Source organism: Azospira sp. MPR-LB4 (assembly GCF_058809525.1).
In genome coordinates this window covers 3,556,257-3,582,465 of record NZ_CM179521.1, presented here as the reverse complement: position 1 = coordinate 3,582,465, position 26,209 = coordinate 3,556,257, and the positions used below count along the sequence as shown (strand labels likewise).

The following is a 26,209-nucleotide window of genomic DNA, read 5'->3' as shown; positions in this document are numbered from 1 at the left end:
CGGCAGACCATGGACCTGCGCGCCCAGGCCCAGCGCTGGCAACGCTGGCTATTCCGTCTCCAGCCCGAGGGCGGCGCAGTCCGCCTGGAGCGGCGGCGCATCTACATCCTGCCCACCCGCAGCGGCCTCCTCTACGCCCTGGCCCTGGTGGTGATGCTCCTGGGGGCCATTAATTACGACCTGGCCCTGGGCCACGCCCTGGTGTTCCTGCTGGCGGGACTGGGACTGGTGGCCATGGTGCATACCTTCCGCAACCTGCTCGGCCTGGGGCTCCAGGCCGGCGCCGTGGCTCCGGTCTTCGCCGGCGAGCAGGCCCGCCTGACCCTGCACCTGGACCGCCCCGACACCCGGCCGCGACGGGCCCTGGCCCTGGACGCCGGTGCCGGCCCCATCCTGGCGGAACTGGAGCTCCCGGACAGCAGCAGCGTCAGCCTGCCCCTGCCGCCCCAGCCCCGGGGCTACCGCCCCCTGCCGCGGCTGACCGTCGCCAGCGTCTATCCCCTGGGCCTCTTCCGCGCCTGGGCCTACTTTCTGCCCGCGGCCCGGCACCTGGTCTATCCCGCCCCCCTGTCCAGCCCCCTGCCCCGGGCCCGCAGCGTACCCCAGGCCGGCGACAGCCGGGGCGGCAACGGCCAGGAGGACTTCGCCGGACTGCGTCCGCGCCAGCCGGCCGACCCCCTGCGCCACATCGCCTGGAAGGCGGCAGCCCGGGAGCCGGCAGAACGGCCCCTGCCGGTGAAGCACTTTGCCGGCGGCGGCGCCGAGGAAATCCGCCTTGACTGGCAGGACCTGCCCCCGGGCTGCGACGTGGAACGGGGCCTCTCCCTCCTCACCGGCTGGGTCCTGGCGGCGGAAGCCGAGGGCCTGAGCTACGGCCTGCAGCTGCCCGGAGTGGACGTCCCCCGGGGCAGCGGCCCGGCCCACCGCCAGCGCTGCCTGGAAACCCTGGCCCTGTGGTCGCCTGCGGGAACCCGTCAGCCATGAACTGGCGCCTGCCCTGGCGCCGGCAGCGCCGTCCGCTGCCGGCGCCCCTGTCCCACAGCGTGCTGCCCTGGCTGCTGCTGTGCGCCCTCGCCACGGCCGGGCCCCACACCCTGCACCAGCCCCTCTGGCTCACTGCCATTGCCGGTCTGGTCCTGGCCTGGCGCGCCTGGCTGTGGCTGCGCCAGCTGCCCCTGCCGCCCCGCTGGCTGCTGTCCCTGGTGTCCCTCGGCAGCCTGGCCGCCATCGTCGTCGAATACCGCACCCTCCTCGGCCGGGATGCGGGTGTCAGCCTGCTGGTGCTGTTCCTGGCCCTCAAGCTGATGGAACTGAGGCAGCGCCGGGACGGGGTGGTGGTGCTGATGCTGGGCTACTTCCTCCTGCTCACCCACTACTTTCACTCCCAGAGCATTCCCACCGGCCTGTGGATGCTCCTGGCCCTGGTGCTGCTCACGGCGACCCTGCTGCGCCTGCACGGCGACGACCGGGCCCGGCCCCTGGCCAGCCTGCGCTACGCCGGTGTGCTGACCCTGCAGGCCCTGCCCTTCATGCTGGTGCTGTACCTGCTCTTTCCGCGCATATCCGGCCCCCTCTGGGGCCTGCCCCGGGACGCCCATGCCGGGCTCAGCGGCCTCTCGGAGACCATGGCCCCGGGCAGCCTGGCCAATCTCATCCAGAACGGCAGCATCGCCTTCCGCGTCCAGTTCCAGGGCGAGACGCCGCCCCGCTCCCAGCTCTACTGGCGCGGCCCGGTGCTGGACTATTTCGCCGACGGCGTCTGGCGCCCCCGCTTCCTGCCCCAGCGCAAGCCCCAGGTGGAAGCCCGGGGCCCGGAAGTGGCCTACGTCACCACCCTGGAACCCCACAACCAGCGCTGGCTGCTGGCCCTGGACAGCCCCACCGCCGTCCCCGCCGAAGCCGGCATCGGCTACGACCTGCAGGTGCTGGCGCCGGCGCCCCTGACCAGCCGCAGCCGGCAGGCCTTCCGCTCGGTGCTGGACTACCGCCACAACCGCCAGGAGCAGCCCCTGGTGTTGCAGCGGGCCCTGCAGTTGCCGGCAGAACGCAATCCGCGCACCCGGGAACTGGCGGAACAGTGGCGTCGCGCCGATCCCCGCCCGGCCAGCCTGGTGCAGCGGGCCCTGGCCCACTTCCGCCAGGAACCCTTCTTCTACACCCTGCGCGCGCCCCTGCTGGGACGGGACGGGGTGGACGAGTTCCTGTTCGCCACCCGCCGCGGCTTCTGCGAACACTACGCCTCGGCCTTCGTCGTCCTGATGCGGGCCGCCGGCGTGCCGGCCCGGGTGGTGACCGGCTACCAGGGCGGCGACATCAACCCGGTGGACGGCTACCTGACGGTGCGCCAGTCCGACGCCCACGCCTGGGCCGAAGTCTGGCTGGAAGACCAGGGCTGGCGGCGGGTGGACCCCACCGCGGCCATTTCCCCGGCGCGCATCGAGGCCGGCATCGCCGCCGCCCTGCCCGACGACGAAGCCCTGCCCCTGCTGGCCCGGGTGGACCTGGACTGGCTGGTGCGCCTGCGCCACCGCTGGGAAGCGGCCAACAACGCCTGGAACCAGTGGGTCCTCGGCTACACCCCGGAACGCCAGCGCCAGCTGCTCTCCCGCCTCGGCCTGCAGCAGCCGGACTGGCGCAATATGAGCGCCGCCCTGGCCGCCGCCTGCGGCCTGCTCTTGCTTCTGCTGACCCTGTGGAGCCTGGGCCGGCGCCCCCGCCTGGCCCCGGAAGAGCGCCTGTGGCAGCGCTTCTGCCGCCGCAGCGCCCGCCTCGCCCCGGACCTGGCGCGGGCCCCGTGGGAAGGCCCTCTGGCCTACGGCCGCCGGCTGGGAGAGCGCCTGCCCACCCTGGCGCCCCAGGCCGAAGCCATTGCGGGGCTTTACGCCACCCTGCGCTATGGGCCACCATTGGCGCCCCGTGACCGACAACAACTGCTAGAACGGCTAGCCGCCTGCATCCGCGAGCTACCATCCCGGAGACCCTCTTGAAACATGCCTTGCGGCGCAGTGCCGCCCGAATCGCCCTATTCATCCCGCTCCTGGCCGCCCCCGCTTTCGCCGCCGGCGCCCGCCCCCAGGAAACCTTCGCCAACGACGAGCAGGCCGCCGCCTTCGCCGCCGACATGGCCCAGCGCCACGGCTTCAGCGAGGCGGAACTGAAATCCCTGTTCGCCGCCACCGGCCCCAACGCCTCCGTGCTCAGCGCCATCCAGCCGGCCGCCAGCGTCGAGCGCCGCTCCTGGCAGCGCTACCGGGAACGTTTCGTGAACGACCGCCGCAGCCAGCAGGGCCTGCTTTTCTGGCAGCGCCACGCCGCCACCATCGCCAAGGCCAGCGCCGTCTATGGCGTGCCGGAGGAAATCATCGTCGCCATCATCGGCGTCGAAACCGAATACGGCCGCAACACCGGCCGCTATTCCGTGCTGCAGGCCCTGGCCACCCTGGCCTTCCGCTATCCGCCCCGGGCCGAGTTCTTCCGCGGCGAGCTGGAAAACTTCCTGCTGCTGGCCCGGGAGAATCGCCAGTCGCCCCTGGAGATCAAGGGTTCCTACGCCGGCGCCATCGGCATTCCCCAGTTCATGCCCAGCAGCCAGCGCCGCTTCGCCGTGGATTTCGACGGCGACGGCCTGATAGACCTGCGCAACAGCCCGGAGGACGCCATCGGCAGCGTCGCCAGCTTCCTTGCCCAACACGGCTGGCAGACCGGCGCCCCGGTGGCCCATCCCCTGCCCCTGGGCACGGAGCCGCCAACGGAACTGACCCAGACCGACCTCACCCTGCGGCAAAGCGCCGGCGCCCTGCGCCGGGCCGGCCTGGCCGCCCCGGGCCCGGACGGGGCCCGTTATGCCATGGTGGACCTGGTGACGCCGGATGCGCCGACGGAATACTGGCTGGGGGAACAGAATTTCTGGGTGATCAGCCGCTACAACCGCTCCAGCTTCTACGCCATGGCGGTGTTCCAGCTGGGAGAGAAACTGCGGGAAGAAAAACAGGCCCTGCTTGCGGCCGGCCAGTAGGCCGGCCCGGGGCCACTGAGCGTCGGGCCGGGAGGCCGGAGGGGACGGCCTGCTAGAGGATGCTGTCCCGGTCCACGCCGCCGCGCTTGATGATGCGCCGCAGCTGGCTCAGGGCCTCGCCCTGGATCTGCCGCACCCGCTCCCGGGTCAGCCCCAGGTCGGCGGCGATGGCTTCCAGGGTGGCGATCTCCGCCCCCTTCAGGCCGTAACGGCGCTCCACCACCTGGCGCTGCTTTTCCGGCAGCTGTTCCACCCACTGCAGCACCAGGTCGTTGAGTTCGTTTTCCTGCAGCACCCCCACCGGGTCGGCCCCGGCGGAATCGTCGGCCACCGAGTCCCCCACCGTGTGGTTGGGGTCGATGTCCAGGGGCGTATCGAGGGAGGCCACGTGCTCGTTGAGATGGAGGATGTGGCGGATGTCATCCACTGGCTTGCCCAGCAGATGGGCCACTTCCTCCACCCGGGTCTCCCGGGACGGCGTCAGGCCGCGGGCCCCGTCCAGATGGCGCATGGCCCGCAGCACCACGTTGATTTCCTTGACCACGTGCACCGGCAGACGGATGGTGCGTGACTGGTTCATGATGGCCCGCTCGATGCTCTGGCGGATCCACCAGGTGGCGTAGGTGGAAAAGCGGAAGCCCCGCTCCGGATCGAATTTCTCCAGGGCATGGATGAGCCCCAGGTTGCCCTCTTCCACCAGATCGAGCAGCGGAATGCCCCGGTTCAGGTAGTGCTTGGCGATATTCACCACCAGGCGCAGGTTGTGCTCGATCATCTTCTGCCGGGCGGCGAATTCCCCGGCCTTGGCCCGGCGGGACCATTCCAGCTCCTCCGCCGGCGTCAGCAGGGGCTTGGCACCGATCTCGTTGAGATAGAGCTGGGTGACGTCGTTGAGCAGTTCATAGGCCGGCGGCGCCCCGTCGTCGCCTTCTGCCGCCGTCGCAGCGGCAGCCAGGGACTCGTCCTGGGCCTCGTCCGCGGCGAACGCCTCCTCCGCATCCCCGTCGGGAAAATCAGCGGCGTCGGCGTCGTCGCGCACGGCAGACCTGTCAGCGCTTGGGCAGGTACTGGGTGGGATCCACCGGCTTGCCCTGCCGACGGATTTCGAAGTGCAGCTTCACCTGGTCCGTGTCCGAATTGCCCATCTCGGCGATCTTCTGCCCCCGGGTGACGGACTGGCCTTCCTTGACCAGGATGTTGTTGTTGTGGGCGTAGGCGGAGAGGAAGGTGGCGTCATGCTTGATGATCACCAGCTTGCCGTAGCCCCGCAGGCCGCTGCCGCTGTACACCACCTTGCCATCGGCCGCCGCCAGCACCGGTTCGCCCAGCTTGCCGGCGATGTCCACGCCCTTGTTGGTGGCCTCGTTGAAGCCGGCAATGGACTTGCCGCCGGCGGGCCAGGCCCAGGTCACATCGGCAGCAGCGGGGGCCGCAGCAGCAGCCGGCGCCTCGCTGCGGACGGGTTCTGCCGGCTTGGCGGCAGCGCCCTGGGCATTGTTCTGGTTCTGGGCCTTGGCCCAGGCCTGGTCGGAATAGGCTTCCTTGCCGGCCTTGGGCTCCCGCTTGAGCGTGTCGCTGGCCGCAGCCGGCACCGGGCCGCCATCCAGGGAACGGCTTTCCACCACCCCGCCACCGATGGGCTTGGCCACCGCCGTGCCGGCAGCACCACCGTCGGGCGGCGTCACGCGCAGCTGCTGCCCCACCAGGATGCGGTTGGGATTTTCCAGGTTGTTCCAGGCGGCCACGTCCTTGTAGTCCTGGCCGTTATCCAGGGCGATGCTGTAGAGGGTGTCGCCCTTCTTGACCGTGTAGAAGTCCTTGGAGGCGGCAGCCGGCTTGCTCGGCACCCCGCGCTCGACCACCGGCGCCGGCGCATGGCTGGCACAACCGGCCAGGAACAGCAGGGCCGCAATGCCGCTTAGGGTGGCGGCACGGAAGATAAAACCTGGCGTTTTCATTCGACTCCTGACAGCAGCGGCACGAAACGCACCGCGTCAAGCTTGGTCTCAAGGAACCCCTGGGGCGTGCGTTCGATCAGGTGCAGAGCTTGCTCGCCGGCCCCCACGGGCAGGACCATTCTGCCACCAACCGCCAGCTGCTGCAAAAGCGCGGGCGGCACCCGGTTGGCCGCGGCGGCGACGATGATGGTGTGATAGGGGGCCGCTTCCGGCAGCCCCAGTTGGCCGTCGGCATACTTGAGGCGCACGTTGAACTGCTGCATCTGCCGCAGGTTCTGCTTGGCCCGTTCGATCAGGGGCTCGATCCGTTCCACGGCATAGACGTCTGGCGCCAGCTGGGCCAGCACCGCTGCCTGGTAGCCGCAACCGGCGCCGATCTCCAGAGTCTTGCCGAGACCGCCGGGCAGGCTCTGTTCACGCCCGGCCCGCAACAGTTCGATCATGCGGGCCACGATATAGGGCTGGGAAATGGTCTGGGAATGCCCCAGAGGCAGGGCCGTGTCCTCATAGGCCCGGTGGGCCATGGCCTCTTCGACGAAGATGTGGCGGGGCACGGCAGCCATGGCGGCAAGCACCGTCTCGTCCACGATGCCCTTGTCCCGCAGACGCTCCACCATGCGCATGCGGGTGCGCAGGGAGGTCATGCCGATACCGGAAACGCCCGTTGCCATCAGCGCAACCAGTTCCGCAGCTCGGGCAGCTGCTGATTGTGGGTCAGGTCGATCTGCAACGGCGTGACAGAGGCCCAGCCCTGAGCCACGGCATGGAAATCGGTGCCTTCGCCGGCATCCTGGGCGGCACCCGCAGCACCAACCCAGTAAACCGTTTCATTGCGCGGCGTGCGCGCCTTGACCACCGGCTCGGCCTTGTGGCGCTTGCCCAACCGGGTCACGGCCACGCCCTTCAGTTCGGAGTAGGGCACATCCGGCACATTGACGTTGAGTAGGGCCGGCTGGCCAAGGGGCGCCTGCTGGAAGCGCAGCACCAGATCCCGGGCCACCCGGGCTGCCGTCTCGAACTGGCTCGCTTCCTTGCCCACCAGGGAAACGGCAATGGCCGGCACGCCCAGCAGATGGCCCTCCGTCGCCGCCGCCACGGTGCCGGAATAGACGGTGTCGTCCCCCATGTTGGCCCCATGGTTGATGCCCGAGACCACCATGTCCGGCAGTTCGTCCAGCATGCCGGTGACGGCGAGATGGACGCAATCCGTCGGCGTGCCATTGACGAAATAAAAGCCGTTGGGGGCTCGCCGCAGGGACAGGGGCCGGTCCAGGGTCAGGGAATTGCTCGCCCCGCTCCGGTCCCTTTCGGGGGCGACCACGGTGATGTCGGCGATATCGGCCAGGGTACGGGCCAGCACTTCAATGCCGGTGGCGAAATAACCGTCGTCGTTACTGAGGAGAATGCGCATGGAACGGAACAGGGCTTTTTATTGTTGGCAGAAAGAAACTACCGGGCCGGAGCTGATCAGACAGCCAGTTCCTCGATCTTGCGCCCGCCGTTCAGCCATTCCTGCACCCACTGGGGTTTGCGGCCGCGACCGGTCCAGGCCAGGTCGGCATTCTGGGGATGGCGGTATTTCACCTGAACGCTGCGGCCGGACTTGGCCTTGCCCTTTTCGCCGCCCTTGAGCAGCTGATCCAGGGAAAAGCCCCGGGATTCGGCAATCAGTTTCAATTCATTCAGGACTTTTTCCTTTTCCTGAACCTCGCGCTTTTTGATTTCCAGGGGAATTTGCTGTTGCAGAAGCTTCAGTTCGGCCAGGGACAGGGAAGAAATATCCATGTTTATTTCCTTTACGGAATAAGGGAATCGATTCGATGGCGACAATGCGGACAGCTCATTGTCGGGCAACCGATTTTATATGGATTATTTTCCCTGCCGCAATCGACAACAGGAATAATTCTCCGCTGAAATCGGAAAAATGGAGAAACAAGGAGAAAAAGGAAAGCTGGAAATGAAAAAACCGGCCTGGGGCCGGTTTTTTCGGAACTACTGGTCGGGGCGGCGGGATTCGAACTCGCGACCCCTTGCACCCCATGCAAGTGCGCTACCAGGCTGCGCTACGCCCCGACTCGAGAAACGAAACTATACAGAAACGAATTAAATTTGTAAATAGCTTTCAAACACGAAGTAATTCAATAATCCCCAAAAGCTCCTGGCGCAAGGCCTGGGCAGCGGGAACGGTGCTCTCCCCGGATTCCGTGGCGCCATGCCCCTCTTCCAGGCGATTACGCGCACCGCTAATGGTAAACCCCTGATTATAAAGAAGTTCGCGGATGCGACGCACCAGCAGCACTTCGTGATGCTGGTAATAGCGGCGGTTGCCCCGGCGTTTCACCGGCCGCAGCTGGGTGAACTCCTGCTCCCAGTAACGCAGCACGTGGGGTTTGACGCCGCAAAGCTCGCTCACTTCACCGATGGTGAAGTAACGCTTGGCGGGGATGGGCGGCAACTCTTCCTTGCCGCTTTCCTTAGGACTGCTTTCCATCGTAGGACTGCTCCACCTCGGCCTTCAGCTTCTGGCTGGCATGGAAGGTAACGACGCGGCGGGCGGTGATCGGAATCTCCTCGCCGGTCTTGGGGTTGCGCCCAGGACGCTGGGGCTTGTCGCGCAACTGGAAATTACCGAAGCCGGAAAGCTTGACGCCTTCGCCCCGTTCCAGCGCATTGCGGATTTCCTCAAAAAAGGCTTCCACCATGTCCTTGGCTTCGCGCTTGTTGAGTCCGACCTTTTCGAAAAGCAGGTCGGCAAGTTCTGCTTTGGTGAGAGTCATTGTTTTCCCTGATCAGACACGGAGTTTGGCGGCAAATTGATGCTCCAGGAGGGCCACCAGCTGCTGCAGGGCAACATCCACTTCCGCATCTTGCAAAGTTTTTTGAGTATCTTGCATAACTATGCGGAATGCAAGGCTTTTCTTCCCTTCATCGACCCCCTTGCCGGTGTAGACATCGAACAGCTGGATGTCCTGAACCAGGGGCGGCCGCTGGGCTTTCAGTCCGTCCAGCAGGGACTGCAGGGCCATGCCCTTATCCACCACCACCGCCAGGTCCCGCACCACGGCGGGGAAGCGGGAAAGCTCGGCATACTGGGGCAGACGTCCGGCCAGCAGGGGCTCCAGATCCAGTTCGAAGACCACCGGCGGCGACGGCAGGTCGTACTTCTGCACCCACTCGGGATGGAGTTCGCCAACCACCCCGATTTCCTTGCCATCCAGGAGCAGACGGGCAGCACGGCCGGGATGCAGGGCCGGATGGGCAGCCTTCTCGAAACGTGCGGCAAAGGGCTGCAGCAGCGCCTCCAGGTCACCCTTGACGTCGAAGAAGTCCACCTTGCGGGCGGCGCTGCCCCATTGTTCGGGCAGGGCATCGCCGGCGGCCAGGCCGGCCAGCTTCCAGGGCTGACGGTAGCCGGCTACGGGCTGGGCGGCGGCATCCTTGTGGAAGCTGCGACCGGTTTCGAAGATCCGTACCCGGCTCTGCTTGCGCTTCAGGTTGTTGGCCAGGGTGGCCACCAGACCACCGATCAGGGTGGAACGCATGACCCCCATCTGGCTGGCAATGGGATTGGCCAGGCGGATGGGATCGGCGTTGCCGCCGAAATCCTTTTCCCAACCTTCTTCGACGAAAGCGAAATTGACCACTTCCTGGTAACCGGCATCAGCCAGGATCTGGCGCAGGCGCTGGATCTGCCGCTTGCCTTCCGGCATGGGCAGCATGGCGGCCCGGGCCACCGGCGGCGGTGCCGGAATCTCGTCGTAGCCGTGAACCCGCACCACTTCCTCGATCAGATCTTCCTCGATCTCGATGTCGAAACGGAAGCTGGGAGGCGTCACCACGAAGTCGCCACCTTCCTGGACGAAGGGCAGACCCAGACGACCCAGCAGGGAGGCAATGGCCTCGGCACTGAAAGGCACACCCAGCACCTTGTTCACCCGGGCCGTGCGCAGACGCACCGGCTGACGCTGGGGCAGTGCGGCCACCGCTTCCGTCACGGGACCAGCCTGGCCGCCGCAGATATCGAGAATCAGGCGGGTAGCCCGCTCCAGGGCACGGACGGCACCGGCGAAATCGACGCCCCGCTCGAAGCGGTGGGAGGCATCGCTGGAGAAGCCGTAACGGCGGGCCTTCCCGGCAATGGCAAAGGGCGTGAAAAAGGCCGACTCCAGGAACAGGTCGGTGGTTTCCATGGTGACGCCGCTCTCTTCGCCACCCATGATGCCGGCCAGAGCCAGGGGCTTGGCATCGTCGGCAATCACCAGCACGTCGGCGTCGATATCGATGGTCTGCTCGTTGAGCAGCAGCAGCTTTTCCCCGGCCTTGGGCAGGCGGGCGTGGATGGCCCCCTGGAGCTTGGCGTCGTCGAAGGCATGGAGGGGCTGCCCCAGTTCCAGCATGACGTAGTTGGTGACATCCACCACGGCGGAGATGGAACGGATGCCGCTGCGCTCCAGGCGCTTCTGCATCCACTCAGGGGTGGGCGCCTTGGCATTGATGCCGCGCACCACCCGGCCGGCGTAACGGGGGCAAGCCTCCGGAGCGTCCAGCACCACTTCCCGGCGGGCATCGCAAGCAGGCGCCACGGGTTCCACTACCGGATAGACAGCGGCCACGCCGGTCAGGGCCGACACTTCGCGGGCCACACCGGTGAGGGAGAGGCAATCGGCCCGGTTGGGCGTGAGCTTCAGGGTGAACAGGGTGTCGTCCAGGTCCAGGTAGCGGCGGATGCTTTCCCCAACGGGGGCATCGGCCGGCAGCACCAGGAGACCGGAAGCATCTTCGGCGATGCCCAGTTCCCGGGCGGAACACAACATGCCGGAAGACTCGACGCCGCGCACCTTGGCCACCTTGATCTTGAAGTCGCCGGGCAGCACGGCACCGGGCAGGGCACAGGGCACCTTGAGCCCGGCGGCCACATTGGGGGCGCCGCAGACGATCTGCACCGGACCGTTACCGGCATCCACCTGGCAGACGTTGAGGCGATCGGCATCAGGGTGCTTCACCACTTCCAGGACATGGGCCACCACCACCTGGGTGAAGGCGGGCGCAACGGGGTCCTGCTCTTCCACTTCCAGGCCCGCCATGGTCAGCAGATGGGCCAGAGCGTCGGTGGACAGATCAGGATTGACGAAGGTACGGAGCCAGGATTCGGAGAATTTCACGATCAATCCTTAGACAAATTGCTTCAGGAAGCGCAGGTCGCCGTCGAAGAACAGGCGCAGGTCATTGACCCCGTAGCGCAGCATGGTGAGACGGTCCGGACCGAAGCCGAAGGCAAAGCCGGTGTACTTTTCCGGATCGATGCCGGCATGGCGCAGCACATTGGGGTGCACCATGCCGCAGCCGGCGATCTCCAGCCAGCGCCCTTCCAGGGCGCCGCTCATGAAGGCCACGTCGATCTCGGCAGAAGGCTCGGTAAAGGGGAAAAAGGAAGGACGGAACCGCACCTTCAGGTCGTCGCTCTCGAAGAAGCGGCGCAGAAAATCGGCGACCACGCCCTTGAGGTCGGCGAAGGAAACGTTCTCGCCGATCCACAGGCCTTCGACCTGGTGGAACATGGGGGAGTGGGTAGCATCGGAGTCGACGCGATAGACCCGACCCGGCGCAATGATGCGAATCTCGGGCATGGTCTCGAGGTGACCGTACTTGGCCACGTGGGCCTGCATGTAGCGGGCCTGGATGGGGCTGGTGTGGGTGCGCAGCAGCACCCCCTCGGCAACGCCTCCCTGCTCGTCCTGCAGATAAAAGGTATCGTGCATGGAGCGGGCCGGATGGTTTTCCGGCGTGTTGAGGGCGGTGAAATTGTGGAAGTCGGTTTCGATCTCGGGACCGTCGGCCACTTCAAAGCCGATGGAGCGGAACAGGGCCTCGATGCGCTCCAGGGTACGGGTGACGGGATGCAGGCCACCCCGGGTTTCACCCCGGCCGGGCAGGGTCACATCCAGGGATTCCTCGGCCAGACGGGCCTCCAGGGCCGCGCGGCGGATGGCTTCGCGGCGGGCGTTGAGGGCACCCTCAACCTGTTCCTTGGCCTGGTTGATGGTGGCACCAGCCGCCTTGCGCTCTTCCGGAGCCAGTTTGCCCAGCCCCTTCAGCAATTCGGTGATCTGACCACTCTTGCCCAGATAACGGGCCTTGATCTGTTCCAGGGCATCCGGGTCCTGGGTGGCAGCAAAAGCCGCAAGGGCTTCGCTGACGATCTGTTCGAGATTCTGCATGGGCTCGCGTCGTTCGAATTCTGTTATCGCCCCGGATTTAGGGTGCCCGGGCGAAAAAGACACCAGAGATGCCGATACTGCCGGCACCAAGAAAAAAAGGAGGCAGAAGCCTCCTTTTTTCCGCTTGCTTAACGCTTAGGCGCCGAGGCTCGCCTTGGCCTGGTTTGCCAGAGCGGCAAACGCAGCCTTGTCGAACACGGCCAGGTCGGCGAGAACCTTGCGGTCCACTTCGATCTGGGCCTTCTTCAGGCCATTCATGAAGGTGCTATACTTCAGGCCGACTTCACGGGCTGCCGCGTTGATACGGGCAATCCACAGGGCACGGAACTGACGCTTGCGCTGACGACGGTCGCGGTAGGCGTACTGACCAGCCTTCATCACCGCCTGCTTGGCGATGCGATATACGTTCTTGCGACGGCCGCGGTAACCCTTGGCCTGAACCAGAATCTTCTTGTGACGGGCGCGAGCCGTTACACCACGCTTAACTCGGGGCATCTTTAATCTCCTTGATTAGGCGTAGGGCAACATGGCACGGATGGAGGCCTTGTCACTGTCGTGAATGGCTTCGGTACCGCGCAGTTGGCGCTTGTTCTTGGTGGTCTTGGAGGTCAGGATGTGACGCTTGAACGCCTGACCGCGCTTGATGCTGCCGCCAGCGCGGATTTTGAACCGCTTGGCGGCACCGCTCTTGCTCTTCATCTTGGGCATTGAATGCTCCTTGGTTTTAACATGATCCCAGGTGGCTTCCGACGGAAACGCTTGACTACCCGGCACCACTTATATCGCCCCCGAACGAGTCCGGAGGCGGGTACTGCAATTACACCTTCTTCTTCGGCGCCAGCATCATCACCATCTGGCGGCCTTCCATCTTCGGCATCTGCTCGACCTGTGCCAGCTCGAGCAAATCGGCCTTGATGCGTTCCAGCTGACGCATACCGATTTCCTGGTGGGCCATTTCACGGCCGCGGAAGCGCAGGGTCACCTTGACCTTGTCTTCGTCTTCCAGGAAGCGGGTCATGTTCCGCAGCTTGATCTGGTAGTCGTTTTCGTCGGTACCGGGACGGAGCTTGATCTCCTTCACCTGTACCTGCTTCTGTTTCAGCTTGGCCTCGTGCTGCTTCTTGGCCTCGTGGTACTTGAACTTGCCGTAATCCATCACCCGGCATACCGGCGGCTTGGCCAGGGGAGCGATCTCCACCAGATCCACACCGGCCTCTTCGGCCATTTGCAGCGCCGCACGGATGGTTACGACACCAATCTGCTCGCCTTCTTCCCCGATAAGCCGGACTTCCGGCACCGTGATTTCTTCGTTGACGCGATGCGCCTTTTGCAGTGCGGCGATGGTTCAATCTCCACGAAAACAGGCCGCCCCATTCGGGGACGGACAAAAACTAAGCCGTGCTCTTACGCGCGGCGACTTCTTCCAGAAGCCGCTCGATCAGGCTTGCCACGGGCATTTGCCCCAGGTCCTGACCACCGCGGGTACGCACGGCCACCAAGCCGGCTTCCTTTTCCTTGTCGCCGATGACGAGCTGATAAGGCAACCGGTTCAAGCTATGTTCGCGTATTTTATAGGTAATTTTTTCATTGCGCAAATCCGCTTCGGCACGCAAACCTGCCTGACGCAGGGTTTTCACCACTTCGGCGGAAAAATCGGCCTGTTTTTCCGAAATATTCAGCACCACGGCCTGTACCGGCGCCAGCCACAGAGGCAAGGCACCCGCATAGTTTTCCACCAGGATGCCGATGAAACGCTCCAGGGAACCGAGGATGGCCCGATGCAGCATCACCGGTACATGGCGGGCATTGTCCTCGCCCACATACTCGGCACCCAGGCGACCCGGCATGGAGAAATCCACCTGCATGGTGCCGCACTGCCAGGAACGCCCGATGGCATCCTTGATGTGGAACTCGATCTTGGGGCCATAAAAGGCACCCTCGCCGGGCAACTCATCCCATTCCAGGCCGGAAGCCTTGAGGCCGGCCCGCAGGGCATTCTCCGCCTTGTCCCAGATGTCGTCGGAACCGACACGGCTTTCAGGGCGCAGGGCCAGCTTCACCGCCACCTGATCGAAACCGAAGTCGGCATAGACCTTCTTCACCAGGGCGTTGAAAGCCGTCACTTCCGCTTCGATCTGGTCTTCGGTACAGAAGATGTGGCCGTCGTCCTGGACGAAGCCGCGCACGCGCATCAGGCCGTGCAGGGCGCCGGAGGCCTCGTTGCGGTGACAGGAGCCGAACTCGCCGTAGCGCAGGGGCAGGTCGCGGTAGGAGCGCAGATCGGAATTGAACACCTGCACGTGCCCCGGGCAATTCATCGGCTTGATGGCGTAATCCCGCTTCTCCGACTCCGTGGTGAACATGTTGTTCTTGTAGTGCTCCCAGTGGCCGGACTTCTCCCACATGCTGCGGTCGAGAATCTGGGGGCAGCGGATTTCCTGGTAGCCGTTGTCGCGATAGACCTGGCGCATGTACTGCTCGATTTCCTGCCAGATGGCCCAGCCCTTGGGGTGCCAGAAAACCATGCCCGGCGCTTCATCCTGCATGTGGAACAGGTCCAGATGCTTGCCGATGCGGCGGTGATCCCGCTTCTCGGCCTCTTCCAGCATGTGCAGGTAGGCTTCCTGGTCTTCCTTCTTGGCCCAGGCGGTGCCGTAGATGCGCTGCAGCATCTCGTTCTTGGAATCGCCGCGCCAGTAGGCACCGGCCACCTTCATCAGCTTGAAAACCTTGAGCTTGCCGGTGGAGGGGACGTGGGGGCCGCGACAGAGGTCCACAAATTCGCCTTCCCGGTACAGGGAAACATCCTGGTCGGCCGGGATGGCGGCAATCAGCTCGGCCTTGTACTTCTCACCCTGCTCCAGGAAGAACTTGACCGCATCGTCCCGGGCCCAGACTTCGCGGCTTACCGGAATGTCGCGCTTGGCCAGCTCGGCCATTTTCTTCTCGATGGCCAGCAGGTCTTCAGGGGTAAAGGGGCGCTTGTAGGCGAAGTCGTAGTAGAAGCCGTTGTCGATGACCGGACCAATGGTCACCTGGGCTTCGGGAAACAGCTCCTTCACCGCATAGGCCAGCAGGTGGGCCGTGGAGTGGCGGATGATTTCCAGACCGTCCGCATCCTTGTCGGTGACGATGGCCAGCTGGGTATCACGCTCCATCAGGTGGGAAGTATCCACCAGCTTGCCGTCCACCTTGCCGGCCAGGGCGGCGCGGGCGAGGCCGGCACCGATGGAGGCGGCAACCTCGGCAACGGTCACCGGAGCATCGAAGGAGCGGATGGAACCGTCGGGCAGCGTGATATTGGGCATGATTTCTCCAGCCACATTAAATTCTGGACAAAAAAAAAGTGCGGACGGATCCGCACTTTTTTTCGACATAGGAACGAAGGCGAACCGCTTAGGCTTTCTGAACCAGGATAGTGCAAGTTCGGAAATTCACGGTACAGCTCCGTTCAAGGTGTTGGTAGGCGCGATTGGATTCGAACCAACGACCCCCACCATGTCAAGGTGGTGCTCTAACCAACTGAGCTACGCGCCTGCAAAGAAGGCCGAATTATAACGATCCCAGAGAATCGCGCAAGGGGCTGAGGAGACTTTTTTCGCTTCGCCCCACAAAAAAAATCAGCACAACCGTCCGGGCGAACATTTGGCCAGGGCGGGCGCCACTGCGGTGACGGGGCGCGACTCCTGGATCCAGGCGCGGATGCCCTGGCGCACGTTGTAGATCTTGCTGTAGCCGGCCTGCTGTTCGAGAAAGTCACTGACGACCCGGGTGCGGTTGCCGCTGCGGCAGATGAGGATCACCGGCTGTTCCGGACCTGCCACCGTCTTCAGCTGCTCCAGCCAGGCCGCCGGATTGGCGCGGCCGTTGGCATCGAAGAAGGTGAGCAGACGGCTGCCGGGAATGACGCCGGTTTCCCGCCATTCGGGCTCAGTACGGATATCCACCAGGACCACGCCACTGGCCACCAGCCGGGCCACTTCGGCGCTGTCCACATTCACTACCTCGGCCCTGGCCGCGAACGCCGCCAGCAGCCCCAGGAGGAGGAAGAAGGCGTGCTTCACGCCGCTACCTCCGGCCAGGCGGCCAGGAATTCCTGCCAGTGGGGCTTGTCCAGCTTGGCCAGTTCGGCCTTGATGAAGGCCAGTTCGGCCAGATGCTCCTCCCGGCTGACCTCGCCCCGCATCAGGCGGAAACGGGTGGACACCAGGTAGGTATTGACCACATCGGTCTCGCAGTAATCGCGGATCTCATCGGCCTTGCCCTCCTGCCAGGCCTGCCACACCTTGCCGCCGTCCATGCCCAGCTTGCCGGGGAAGCCCATGAGCTTGGCCAGGTCATCCAGGGGAGCGCTGGCCCGGGGCTGGTACATGGCCAGCAGGTCCATCAGGTCCAGGTGGCGGGTGTGGTAACGGCTGATGTAGTTGTTCCACTTGAAGTCCCGGGAATCGGCATAGTCGCCGTCGCCCAGGTCCCAGTAGCGGGGAGCCACGACGCCGTGGATCAGGCCCCGGTAGTGCAGCACCGGCAGGTCGAAGCCGCCGCCGTTCCAGGAAACGATCTGGGGCGTGAATTTCTCGATGCCGTCGAAGAAGCGCTGGATGATCTCCCCTTCGCCAATCTCGGGAGCCGCCAGGGACCACACCTTGAAGGCATCCCGGGCCCGCAGGGCGCAGGAGATGGTCACCACCCGCTGCAGGTGCAGGGGCAGGAAGTCGCTGCCGTTCTGGGCCCGGCGCTGCTGGAAGGCCAGTTCAGCCACCTCGTCGTCGGAGAGGTCGGCGGGAAGATCGTGCAGGCGGCGCAGCCCGGGCACATCCGGGATGGTTTCAATATCGAAGACGAGGACGGGAACCATGGGACTCAGGCGGGGAAAACGCCGGTGGACAGGTAACGGTCGCCCCGGTCGCAAACGATGGTGACGATGGTGGCGTTCTCCAGCTCCCGGGCCAGGCGCAGGGCCACGGCCAGGGCGCCGCCGGAGGAGATGCCGGCGAACAGGCCCTCTTCCCGGGCCAGGCGCCGGGTCATGTCCTCGGCCTCGGCCTGGGACACGTATTCAAGGCGGTCCACCCGGCTACGCTCGTAGATTTTCGGCAGATAGGCTTCGGGCCATTTGCGGATGCCGGGAATCTGGCTGCCCTCTTCCGGCTGGCAGCCGACGATCTGGATGCGCGGATTCTTTTTCTTGAGAAACTGGGAAGTACCGATGATGGTGCCGGTGGTGCCCATGCTGGAAACGAAATGGGTCACCTGGCCCTTGGTGTCGCGCCAGATTTCCGGCCCGGTGCCTTCGAAGTGGGCCAGGGGATTATCCGGATTGGCGAACTGGTCGAGGATGATGCCCTTGCCTTCGTCGCACATTTTTTCGGCCACGTCCCGGGCCAGTTCCATGCCACCGTCCCGGGGCGTCAGGATCAGTTCGGCGCCGTAGGCACGCATGGTCTGGCGCCGCTCCAGGCTCTGGTTTTCCGGCATCACCAGGATCATGCGGTAGCCACGCATGGCGGCGGCCATGGCCAGGGCGATGCCGGTGTTGCCGGAGGTGGCTTCGATCAGGGTGTCGCCGGGCCGGATCTCGCCCCGCTGCTCGGCGTGGGAAATCATGGAGAGGGCCGGGCGATCCTTCACTGAACCGGCCGGATTGTTGCCTTCCAGTTTGGCCAGGATGACGTTGCCGCGCTGGGCAATGGCCTCGCCGGGCAGGCGCTTCAGCTGCACCAGGGGCGTATTGCCGACGAAATCTTCCAGGGTCTTGTACATGGCTCAGCGTCCGTTGAGGAATTGCACGTAGTCGGCGACGCCTTCGGCCACGGTGGCGAACTCGTCGCCATAGCCGGCGCTGCGCAGCTTGCTGAGGTCGGCCTGGGTGAAGCTCTGGTACTTGCCTTTGAGGGCTTCGGGGAAGGCCACGTACTCCACCAGCCCCTGCTGCACCATCGCCTCCAGGGACAGGGCCGGCTTGCCCTCGGCGGCGCGGCAGCTGTTCACCGTGGCCACGGCCACGTCGTTGAAGCTCTGGGCCCGGCCGGTGCCCAGGTTGAAGATGCCCGACTTTTCCGGATGGTCGAGGAAGTACAGATTGACCTTGGCCACGTCCTTCACATAAACGAAGTCGCGCTGCTGCTCCCCGTTGGCGTAGCCGTCACAGCCCTCGAACAGCTTGACCTTGCCTTCGGCCCGGTACTGGTTGAAATGGTGGAAGGCGACGGAGGCCATGCGCCCCTTGTGGCTCTCCCGGGGGCCGTAGACATTGAAGTAACGGAAGCCCACCACCTGGGAACCGGCTTCGGGCAGGCGCTGGCGCACGATCTGGTCGAACAGGAACTTGGAGTAGCCGTACACGTTGAGGGGCGCCTCGTACTGCCGCTCTTCCTTGAAGACGCTGCTGCCGCCATAGGTGGCGGCGGAGGAGGCGTAGAGCAGCTGCACTTCCTGCTCCAGGCACCAGTCCAGCAGGGACAGGGAGTAGCGGTAGTTGTTCTCCATCATGTAGCGGCCGTCGGTCTCCATGGTGTCGGAGCAGGCGCCTTCGTGGAAGATGGCCTCCACGTCGCCGTCGAAGTGGCCGCAGAGCAGGCGCTCGAGGAACTCGCCCTTGTCCAGGTAGTCGGCGATTTCGCAGTCCACCAGATTCTTGAACTTGTCCGCCTTGGTCAGGTTGTCCACGGCGATGATGCGGGTGATGCCCCGCTCATTGAGGGCCTTGACCAGGTTGGCGCCGACGAAGCCGGCGGCGCCGGTGACGATGTAGTACATGTGAATTCCTTAATTGGCGTCGGCCGCCAGGGCGGCCGACAGTTCCTCGCGACTGACGGTAGCGGTACCGAGCTTGCCCACCACCACGCCGCCGGCCAGGTTGGCCAGGTGGATGGCGTCGCCCCAGGGGGCGCCCAGGGCCATCATGGCGGCCAGGGTGGCAATGACCGTGTCGCCAGCACCGGAGACGTCGAACACTTCCTGGGCCCGGGCCGGCTGGTGCAGCGCCTCGCCGTCGCGATAGAGGCTCATGCCCTCTTCGCTACGAGTCACCAGCAGGGCTTCCAGTTCCAGTTCGCTGCGCAATTGCTGGGCCTTGGCTGCCAGCTGGGCCTCGTCGCTCCAGCGCCCCACCACCTGGCGCAGCTCGGAGCGGTTGGGGGTGATGACGGTGGCGCCGCGGTACTTGGAATAATCCTCGCCCTTGGGATCCACCAGCACCTTTTTCCCGGCCGCCCGGGCCAGACGGATCATGTCGCCGATATGGGCCAGGCCGCCCTTGCCGTAGTCGGAAAGAATCACCACATCCACTCCGGCCAGGCGCTGCTCGAACTCGGCCAGCTTGGCCTGCAGCACCTCGTGGGACGGGGTGGTCTCGAAATCGATGCGCAGCAGCTGCTGCTGGCGGCCGATGACCCGCAGTTTGACCGTGGTGTCGATGGCTCCGTCGGGCAGCAGGGAGGCGGCAATGCCGCCCTCTTCCATCTGCCGCTGCAGGATGCGGCCGGCCTCGTCGTTGCCGACCACGGACAGCAGGCCGACCCGCGCCCCCAGGGAAGCGCAGTTGCGGGCCACGTTGGCGGCGCCGCCGGGACGCTCTTCGGAGCGCTCCACCTTGACCACCGGCACCGGTGCTTCGGGGGAAATGCGGGAGACATCGCCGAACCAGTAGCGGTCCAGCATGACATCGCCGACCACGAGAATGCGGGCGGCGGAAAAATCGGGAAGTTGGTGCATGTCGCTTGGCATATCAATCAAAAAGTTCGGCATCCGCCATGCTGGCGCCCTGGGCATCCTTGGCCGACAGGCGGGGCTCCAGCCCGTCCAGGGGCCAGTCCACGGCCAGCCCGGGGTCGTTCCAGGCAATGCAGCGCTCGAATTCTGGCGCGTAGTAATCGGTGGTCTTGTAGAGGAATTCGGCGGTCTCGCTGAGCACCAGGAAACCATGGGCAAAGCCGGCCGGCACCCACATCTGGCGCTGGTTTTCCGCCGACAGCACTTCGCCCACCCACTGGCCGCAGGTGGGGGAACTGCGGCGGATGTCCACCGCCACGTCGAACACGGCACCGCTCACCACCCGCACCAGTTTTCCCTGGGGCTGGCGGATCTGGTAATGCAGGCCGCGCAGCACGCCCCGGGCGGAGCGGGAATGGTTGTCCTGGACGAAATCCGGATCACAGCCGGTAAGCTCGGCGAAGGTGCGCCGGTTATAGCTTTCCATGAAGAAGCCCCGGGCATCGCCGAAAATCCTGGGTTCCAGGACTATCACCTCGGGAATGGCCGTCCTGATTGCCTTCACAGCCCCTGCTCCTTGAGCAGGGCCAGCAGGTATTGGCCGTAGCCGTTCTTGGCCAGGACCCGGGCCTGGGCATCCAGGGTGGCGTCGTCGATCCAGCGCTGGCGCCAGGCCACCTCTTCGGGGCAGGCCACCTTGAGGCCCTGGCGCTTCTCGATGGTCTCGATGAACTGGCCCGCCTCCAGCAGGGATTCGTGGGTGCCGGTATCGAGCCAGGCATAGCCCCGGCCCATGATTTCCACGTTGAGCTTGCCCGCTTCTAGGTAGTGCCGGTTCACGTCGGTGATTTCCAGTTCTCCCCGGGGCGACGGCTTGATGCCCTTGGCCACGGCGACGATATCGGTGTCGTAGAAGTAGAGGCCGGTGACGGCGTAGTGGGACTTGGGCTGCAGCGGCTTTTCCTCGATGGAGAGGGCCCGCTGCTGGGCATCGAACTCGACCACGCCATAGCGCTCCGGATCGTTCACCCGGTAGGCGAAGACCGAGGCACCGCTGTCCCGGCCGTTGGCCCGCTGCACCAGGGTGGCCAGGTCGTGGCCGTGGAAGATGTTGTCCCCCAGCACCAGGGCTGCCGGGGCGCCGTCGAGGAAGTCCTCGCCGATGAGAAAGGCCTGGGCCAGGCCGTCCGGCGAGGGCTGCACCGCGTATTGCAGGTTGATGCCCCACTGGGAGCCGTCTCCCAGCAACTGCTCGAAGCGGGGCGTGTCCTGGGGCGTGGAGATGATAAGGATGTCCCGCAGACCGGCCAGCATCAGGGTGGTCAGGGGGTAGTAGATCATCGGCTTGTCGTAGATCGGCAGCAGCTGCTTGGACACCGCCAGGGTGGCCGGATAGAGCCGGGTGCCGGAACCGCCGGCGAGAATGATGCCTTTACGGGGTTTAGTAGCCATTCTGGGCCTTCAGGGCGAGAAGCTGCATCATGCGGGAAAGATAGGGCTGCCAGTCGGGCATGGTCAGACCGAAACGGTCCTCCAGCTTGCGGCAGTCGAGACGGGAATTGAGGGGGCGCGGCGCCGGCAGCGGATATTCGCTGCTGGGAATGGGTGCGATGGCCGCCGGCCCCAGCTTGAGGGCGAAGCCGGGCGTCTGTTCGGCGGTGGCGACGATGGCCCGGGCAAAACCGTTCCAGCTCACCGGATTGGCCGCCGCCAGGTGGTACAGCTCGCAGCCCTGCTGGGCGCGCCCGCCGTCGAGCTGGGCCAGGACCATGCCGGTGACGGTGGCGATCATGGCCGCCGGCGTCGGGCTGCCGACCTGGTCGGCCACCACCTTGAGGCTGCCCCGCTCGCTCGCCAGGCGCAGGATGGTCTTGACGAAATTCTTGCCCCGGGCGCCGAAGACCCAGCTGGTGCGGAAGATGAGGCCGCGGCCGCCCACGGCCAGCATGGCTTCCTCCCCTTCCCGCTTGGTCCGGCCATAGACGCCGAGGGGCGCCGTGGCATCGGACTCCACATAGGGTGCCGCCTTGCTGCCGTCGAAGACATAGTCGGTGGAGTAATGCACCAGCAGGGCATCCAGGGCCTTGGCCTCCTCGGCCAGCAGGCCCACGGCCTCGGCATTGATGCGCCGGGCCAGTTCAGGCTCCTTTTCCGCCTGATCCACCGCCGTATAGGCGGCGGCATTGACGATCAGGCGGGGGCGCTGTTCCCGCACCACGGTCCGCAGCCGGTCCAGGTCGGCCAGGTCGCAAGTACGCCGGTCCAGGGCCAGCACCGGCCCCAGGGGCGCCAGGTCCCGCTGCAGTTGCCAGCCCAGCTGGCCCTGGCTGCCCAGGAGCAGGATGGGAGCCGACACCTCAGGCTTCCCCATACTGGCGGCCTACCCACTCCCGGTAGGCGCCGGAGGTGACGTTGTGCACCCACTGGGGATTGTCCAGGTACCAGCGTACGGTCTTGCGGATGCCGGTTTCGAAGGTCTCCGCCGGCTTCCAGCCCAGCTCCCGTTCCAGCTTGCTGGCGTCGATGGCATAGCGCCGGTCGTGGCCGGGCCGGTCGGCAACGAAAGTGATCTGGCTGGCGTAGGAGGCGCCGTCGGCCCGGGGCGACAGTTCGTCGAGCATGGCGCACAGGGTATGCACCACCTCCAGGTTGGGCTTTTCGTTCCAGCCGCCCACGTTGTAGGTCTCACCCAGACGGCCGGCTTCCAGGACGCGGCGGATGGCGCTGCAATGGTCCTTCACATAGAGCCAGTCGCGGATCTGCTGGCCGTCGCCGTAGATGGGCAGGGGCTTGCCGGCCAGGGCGTTGTGGATGATGAGGGGAATGAGCTTTTCCGGGAAATGGTAGGGCCCGTAATTGTTGGAGCAGTTGGTGGTCAGCACCGGCAGGCCGTAGGTATGGTGGTAGGCCCGCACCAGATGGTCGGAGGCCGCCTTGCTGGCCGAATAGGGACTGTTGGGCTCGTAGCGGTGCTGCTCGGTGAAGGCCGGGGCCTCCTTTTCCAGGGAACCGTAAACCTCGTCCGTGGACACGTGGAGAAAGCGGAAGGCCGCCTTGTCGTCGGCAGGCAGGCCGTTCCAGTAGGCCCGCACGGCCTCCAGCAGGCGGAAGGTGCCGACGATGTTGGTCTGAATGAAGTCCTCCGGCCCGTGGATGGAACGGTCCACATGGCTCTCGGCGGCGAAGTTCACCACCGCCCGCACCCGGTTCTGCTGCAGCAGTTCCAGAATCAGGTCGTAGTCGGCGATGTCGCCGCGCACGAAACGGTGCCGCGGGTCGCCGGCCAGTCCCTGGAGGTTCTCCAGATTGCCGGCGTAGGTCAGCTTGTCCAGGTTGATGACGGGTTCGTCCCCCGCCGCCAGCCAGTCGATGACGAAATTGCTGCCGATGAAGCCTGCACCGCCGGTCACCAGGATCATGGCGAACTCCTTATTGACGGCCGATGGCCTGGTAGTCGATGCCGAACTGGCGCACCTGCTTGGGTTCGTACAGGTTGCGGCCGTCGAAGATCACCGGCTGCTTCAGCTTGGCCTTGATGGCCTCGAAATCGGGACTGCGGAATTCCTTCCACTCGGTGACGATGAGCAGGGCATCCGCCCCGTCCAGGGCAGCCATGGGGCTCTCCGCATAGCTCAGGCGCGGCTCGTCGCCGAAAATGCGCCGGGCTTCATGCATGGCCACCGGATCGTAGGCCACCACGGTGGCGCCGGCGGCGAAGAGATCGGCCAGCAGGTAACGGCTGGGGGCCTCACGCATGTCGTCCGTATTTGGCTTGAATGCCAGGCCCCAGACGGCGAATTTGCGGCCGCTGAGGTCGTTGCCGAAACGCTTCACGGTCTTGGCGGTGAGCACGTGCTTCTGGGCATCGTTGGCGTCTTCCACCGCATTGAGGACCTTCATCTCCATGCCGGCATCGAGGCGGGCGGTGCGCTGCAGGGCCTGCACATCCTTGGGGAAGCAGGAACCGCCGTAGCCGCAGCCCGGATAGAGGAAGTGGTAGCCGATGCGCGGGTCGGAACCGATGCCCTGGCGCACCTGCTCGATGTCGGCACCCAGCTTCTCGGCCAGATTGGCCAGTTCGTTCATGAAGCTGATGCGGGTGGCCAGCATGGCGTTGGCGGCGTACTTGGTCAGTTCGGCGGAACGCACATCCATGACGATGAGACGCTCATGGTTGCGCTGGAAGGGCGCATAGAGGGCGCGCATCAACTCGATGGCGCGCTCGTCCTCGGCGCCGACGACGATGCGGTCCGGCCGCATGAAATCCTCCACGGCGGCGCCTTCCTTGAGGAATTCCGGATTGGAGACGACGCTGTAGGCGATATCCGCTCCCCGGGCCTTGAGCTCGTCGGCGATGGCGGCGCGCACCTTGTCGCCGGTGCCCACGGGCACGGTGGACTTGTCCACCACCACCTTGTAGTCGCCCATGTGGCGGCCGATGTTGCGGGCGGCGGCGAGCACGTACTGCAGATCGGCGGAACCGTCCTCGTCCGGCGGCGTGCCGACGGCAATGAACTGGATGGTGCCGTGGGCCACGGCCTGTTCCACATCGGTGGTAAAACGCAGGCGGCCGGCGGCCACGTTGCGCTTCACCATGTCCAGCAGGCCCGGTTCGAAAATGGGAATGCCGCCTTCGTTGAGAATCCGGATCTTTTCCGGATCCACATCCAGGCACAGCACATCGTTGCCCACCTCGGCCAGGCAGGTACCGCTCACCAGGCCCACATAGCCCGTACCGACAACCGTAACTTTCAAATTATTCTCCCTGAAGGGTCATTGATCCGCCCAAACCGACGCATTCATGGGCTCAGGGGATCAGATCGAATTCTTCCGTGCGCCGGGGCGGATAGGTTTCCCAGCCGCCGCAGGCAGGACAGCGCCAGTAGAAGTGGCGCGCCTTGAAGCCGCAATTATCGCACCGATAGCGGGCCAGCCGGCGGGTGTGGTTGTGCACCAGATTGCGCACCAGCTCCAGGTCCGCCCGCTTTTCCGGCGGCACGCCGAGCAGCTGGGCTTCCAGCAGGCGGTCCAGGCCCAGCAGGGTCGGATTGCGCCGCAGTTCATCCCGCACCAGGCGATAGGCTGCCTCCGGCCCCTCCGCATCCATCACCAGCTGGAATACGGTTTCCAGGAGATCGAGGGAGGGGTAGCTGGCCAGATAGCCGCGCAGCAGTTGCAGCCCCTCTTCCCGCTGGCCCTGGGCCAGGTAGGCATCCTGCAGCTTGCGGGCGACGATGGCCAGGTAGGCCGGATTCTGGCTCTCGATGCGTTTCCAGGCCTCGATGGCTGCTGCCAGATCGCCCCCCTGTTGCAACAGGTCGCCCTGCAGGACGCTGGCGCGCACGCAGTTGCGATGCAGGGAAAGGGCCGAGTCCAGGTACTGGCGGGCGGAATCGGGCCGGGAATTGATCATCTCCCCGGCCGCCAGCTCGCAGTAATAGTTGGCGATTTCCTTCTGGGTGGCGTAGTCAGGCATTTCCTTGGCGATGGCGATGGCCTTCTGCCAGTCCTTCTCCTGCTGGTAGATTTCCAGCAGGTTGCGCTTGGCCTCCTCGTCCCGGGAGGTGCCGCGCAAGCGGGAAAACACCTCTTCGGCCCGGTCCAGCAGGCCGGCCTTGAGGAAGTCCTGGCCAAGCTCGGAAAGGGCCTGCAGCTTCAGCTCCGGCGACAGGTCCACCCGCTCGATGAGGTTCTGGTGCATGCGGATGGCCCGCTCGGTCTCGCCGCGGCGGCGGAACAGGTTGCCCAGGGCGAAGTGCAGTTCCACCGTCTGGGGATCCACCTTCACCACTTCGATGAAGGCTTCGATGGCCTTGTCCGGCTGCTCGTTGAGCAGGAAATTCAAGCCCTGGAAGTAGGACCGGGGCAGGGCCCGGGATTCCCGCACCAGATGCTTGATGTCGATGCGGGCGGCGGCCCAGCCAAGGACGAAAAACAGGGGAAAGAGCAGTAACTGCCAGTACTCGAATTCGATCATTGGGCCACGGCCTCGCCGGCAGGAGGCGGTTGCACGGCAGCGTCGCTGGCAGCCGGCTTGAGCACGGCCTGGCGCTCCCGCTCCCGCGCCAGTTCACGGCGGGTGCGCGACAGTTCGCGGCGCAGCTGGAACAGGGTGCCGAACAGGGACAGAGCACCAAGGGCCGTCCCGGCGGCGAAGAAACCGAGCAGGATGATCACCAGGGGCGCCTGCCACTGAGTATCGAAGAAGAAGCGCAGACTCACCGGATCGCTGTTCATTGCCGCAAAACCCAGCAAGAAGAAGAAGATGATGAGCCGGATGATCAAGATCAGGGCGCGCATAGCCT

Annotated in this window: 28 protein-coding genes and 2 tRNA genes; 3 read left to right on the top strand and 27 right to left on the bottom strand. The window is 65.2% G+C overall.

Features of this window, described 5'->3' with window-relative positions; genetic code table 11:
• Positions 1–9: 9 nt before the first annotated feature.
• Genes AC3QLZ_RS16755 through mltB form a run of 3 tightly spaced genes read left to right on the top strand, consistent with a single transcriptional unit; the run spans position 10 to position 4,015 of the window.
• On the top strand, positions 10–984 hold the full coding sequence (locus AC3QLZ_RS16755) for a DUF58 domain-containing protein (protein WP_014237044.1): 975 nt from the start codon (positions 10–12) through the stop codon (positions 982–984).
• Positions 981–2,987, top strand: coding sequence for a transglutaminase TgpA family protein (locus tag AC3QLZ_RS16750; RefSeq protein WP_014237043.1), 2,007 nt, complete (start codon positions 981–983; stop codon positions 2,985–2,987). Before AC3QLZ_RS16755 ends, AC3QLZ_RS16750 begins: the two co-directional genes overlap by 4 nt.
• Complete coding sequence (mltB, locus tag AC3QLZ_RS16745; protein WP_014237042.1) at positions 2,984–4,015, top strand: lytic murein transglycosylase B; 1,032 nt, start codon at positions 2,984–2,986, stop codon at positions 4,013–4,015. Before AC3QLZ_RS16750 ends, mltB begins: the two co-directional genes overlap by 4 nt.
• Positions 4,016–4,067: 52 nt before the next feature.
• Here mltB and rpoS read toward each other — a convergent pair whose 3' ends face one another.
• From rpoS to AC3QLZ_RS16610, 27 genes are all read right to left on the bottom strand, one after another.
• Positions 4,068–4,970 carry an RNA polymerase sigma factor RpoS gene (gene rpoS, locus AC3QLZ_RS16740; protein ID WP_492783640.1) on the bottom strand — a complete coding sequence of 301 codons (903 nt, stop codon included), beginning with the start codon at positions 4,968–4,970 and terminating at the stop codon, positions 4,068–4,070.
• Positions 4,971–5,064: 94 nt separating this feature from the next.
• Positions 5,065–5,973: a peptidoglycan DD-metalloendopeptidase family protein gene (locus AC3QLZ_RS16735; RefSeq protein WP_014237040.1), complete on the bottom strand. Its 909-nt coding sequence runs from the start codon at positions 5,971–5,973 to the stop codon at positions 5,065–5,067.
• Positions 5,970–6,644, bottom strand: coding sequence for a protein-L-isoaspartate(D-aspartate) O-methyltransferase (locus AC3QLZ_RS16730; RefSeq protein ID WP_014237039.1), 675 nt, complete (start codon positions 6,642–6,644; stop codon positions 5,970–5,972). The genes AC3QLZ_RS16735 and AC3QLZ_RS16730 overlap by 4 nt, the downstream gene beginning before the upstream one ends.
• Positions 6,644–7,384 (bottom strand): 5'/3'-nucleotidase SurE, encoded by a 741-nt coding sequence (gene surE, locus AC3QLZ_RS16725; protein WP_014237038.1) that lies wholly within the window; start codon positions 7,382–7,384, stop codon positions 6,644–6,646. Before surE ends, AC3QLZ_RS16730 begins: the two co-directional genes overlap by 1 nt.
• Positions 7,385–7,440: 56 nt before the next feature.
• Positions 7,441–7,758, bottom strand: a complete 318-nt coding sequence (locus AC3QLZ_RS16720) for an H-NS histone family protein (RefSeq protein WP_014237037.1) — start codon at positions 7,756–7,758, stop codon at positions 7,441–7,443.
• A gap of 211 nt (positions 7,759–7,969) precedes the next feature.
• Positions 7,970–8,046, bottom strand: a tRNA-Pro gene (locus AC3QLZ_RS16715).
• Between the two features lie 49 nt (positions 8,047–8,095).
• Entirely contained in the window at positions 8,096–8,464 is a 369-nt protein-coding gene (locus tag AC3QLZ_RS16710; protein WP_014237036.1) for a MerR family transcriptional regulator, read from the bottom strand.
• Positions 8,448–8,750: an integration host factor subunit alpha gene (locus AC3QLZ_RS16705; protein WP_014237035.1), complete on the bottom strand. Its 303-nt coding sequence runs from the start codon at positions 8,748–8,750 to the stop codon at positions 8,448–8,450. Before AC3QLZ_RS16705 ends, AC3QLZ_RS16710 begins: the two co-directional genes overlap by 17 nt.
• 12 nt (positions 8,751–8,762) lie before the next feature.
• A complete protein-coding gene (pheT, locus tag AC3QLZ_RS16700; protein ID WP_014237034.1) occupies positions 8,763–11,135 on the bottom strand; it encodes a phenylalanine--tRNA ligase subunit beta in 2,373 nt (790 codons plus the stop codon).
• Positions 11,136–11,144: 9 nt separating this feature from the next.
• Positions 11,145–12,191 carry a phenylalanine--tRNA ligase subunit alpha gene (gene pheS, locus AC3QLZ_RS16695; protein WP_014237033.1) on the bottom strand — a complete coding sequence of 349 codons (1,047 nt, stop codon included), beginning with the start codon at positions 12,189–12,191 and terminating at the stop codon, positions 11,145–11,147.
• Positions 12,192–12,326: 135 nt separating this feature from the next.
• Entirely contained in the window at positions 12,327–12,686 is a 360-nt protein-coding gene (gene rplT, locus AC3QLZ_RS16690) for a 50S ribosomal protein L20 (RefSeq protein WP_014237032.1), read from the bottom strand.
• A 15-nt stretch (positions 12,687–12,701) separates the two neighbouring features.
• Positions 12,702–12,899, bottom strand: a complete 198-nt coding sequence (gene rpmI / locus AC3QLZ_RS16685) for a 50S ribosomal protein L35 (protein WP_014237031.1) — start codon at positions 12,897–12,899, stop codon at positions 12,702–12,704.
• A 109-nt stretch (positions 12,900–13,008) separates the two neighbouring features.
• Complete coding sequence (gene infC / locus AC3QLZ_RS16680) at positions 13,009–13,488, bottom strand: translation initiation factor IF-3 (protein WP_014237030.1); 480 nt, start codon at positions 13,486–13,488, stop codon at positions 13,009–13,011.
• Positions 13,489–13,582: 94 nt separating this feature from the next.
• Complete coding sequence (gene thrS / locus AC3QLZ_RS16675) at positions 13,583–15,499, bottom strand: threonine--tRNA ligase (protein WP_014237029.1); 1,917 nt, start codon at positions 15,497–15,499, stop codon at positions 13,583–13,585.
• Positions 15,500–15,651: 152 nt separating this feature from the next.
• Positions 15,652–15,728: transfer RNA gene (locus AC3QLZ_RS16670), tRNA-Val, on the bottom strand.
• 83 nt (positions 15,729–15,811) lie between these two features.
• Positions 15,812–16,255: a rhodanese-like domain-containing protein gene (locus AC3QLZ_RS16665; protein WP_014237028.1), complete on the bottom strand. Its 444-nt coding sequence runs from the start codon at positions 16,253–16,255 to the stop codon at positions 15,812–15,814.
• Positions 16,252–17,049 (bottom strand): 3'-5' exonuclease, encoded by a 798-nt coding sequence (locus tag AC3QLZ_RS16660; protein ID WP_014237027.1) that lies wholly within the window; start codon positions 17,047–17,049, stop codon positions 16,252–16,254. The genes AC3QLZ_RS16665 and AC3QLZ_RS16660 overlap by 4 nt, the downstream gene beginning before the upstream one ends.
• A gap of 5 nt (positions 17,050–17,054) precedes the next feature.
• Complete coding sequence (cysM, locus tag AC3QLZ_RS16655) at positions 17,055–17,954, bottom strand: cysteine synthase CysM (protein WP_014237026.1); 900 nt, start codon at positions 17,952–17,954, stop codon at positions 17,055–17,057.
• Between the two features lie 3 nt (positions 17,955–17,957).
• A complete protein-coding gene (gene rfaD / locus AC3QLZ_RS16650; RefSeq protein ID WP_014237025.1) occupies positions 17,958–18,950 on the bottom strand; it encodes an ADP-glyceromanno-heptose 6-epimerase in 993 nt (330 codons plus the stop codon).
• Between the two features lie 9 nt (positions 18,951–18,959).
• The gene (rfaE1, locus tag AC3QLZ_RS16645; RefSeq protein WP_014237024.1) at positions 18,960–19,907 is read right to left on the bottom strand and encodes a D-glycero-beta-D-manno-heptose-7-phosphate kinase; all 948 of its coding nucleotides are present in this window, start codon (positions 19,905–19,907) and stop codon (positions 18,960–18,962) included.
• A gap of 13 nt (positions 19,908–19,920) precedes the next feature.
• The gene (gene rfbC, locus AC3QLZ_RS16640) at positions 19,921–20,469 is read right to left on the bottom strand and encodes a dTDP-4-dehydrorhamnose 3,5-epimerase (protein WP_014237023.1); all 549 of its coding nucleotides are present in this window, start codon (positions 20,467–20,469) and stop codon (positions 19,921–19,923) included.
• On the bottom strand, positions 20,466–21,356 hold the full coding sequence (rfbA, locus tag AC3QLZ_RS16635) for a glucose-1-phosphate thymidylyltransferase RfbA (protein ID WP_014237022.1): 891 nt from the start codon (positions 21,354–21,356) through the stop codon (positions 20,466–20,468). The genes rfbC and rfbA overlap by 4 nt, the downstream gene beginning before the upstream one ends.
• Positions 21,346–22,275, bottom strand: coding sequence for a dTDP-4-dehydrorhamnose reductase (gene rfbD, locus AC3QLZ_RS16630; protein WP_014237021.1), 930 nt, complete (start codon positions 22,273–22,275; stop codon positions 21,346–21,348). The genes rfbA and rfbD overlap by 11 nt, the downstream gene beginning before the upstream one ends.
• Positions 22,262–23,323 carry a dTDP-glucose 4,6-dehydratase gene (rfbB, locus tag AC3QLZ_RS16625; RefSeq protein ID WP_014237020.1) on the bottom strand — a complete coding sequence of 354 codons (1,062 nt, stop codon included), beginning with the start codon at positions 23,321–23,323 and terminating at the stop codon, positions 22,262–22,264. Before rfbB ends, rfbD begins: the two co-directional genes overlap by 14 nt.
• Before the next feature lie 10 nt (positions 23,324–23,333).
• Positions 23,334–24,659 carry a UDP-glucose dehydrogenase family protein gene (locus AC3QLZ_RS16620; protein ID WP_014237019.1) on the bottom strand — a complete coding sequence of 442 codons (1,326 nt, stop codon included), beginning with the start codon at positions 24,657–24,659 and terminating at the stop codon, positions 23,334–23,336.
• Positions 24,660–24,711: 52 nt separating this feature from the next.
• Positions 24,712–25,878, bottom strand: a complete 1,167-nt coding sequence (gene lapB, locus AC3QLZ_RS16615) for a lipopolysaccharide assembly protein LapB (protein ID WP_043799116.1) — start codon at positions 25,876–25,878, stop codon at positions 24,712–24,714.
• Positions 25,878–26,204, bottom strand: coding sequence for a LapA family protein (locus AC3QLZ_RS16610; protein ID WP_014237017.1), 327 nt, complete (start codon positions 26,202–26,204; stop codon positions 25,878–25,880). The genes lapB and AC3QLZ_RS16610 overlap by 1 nt, the downstream gene beginning before the upstream one ends.
• Positions 26,205–26,209 lie beyond the last annotated feature (5 nt).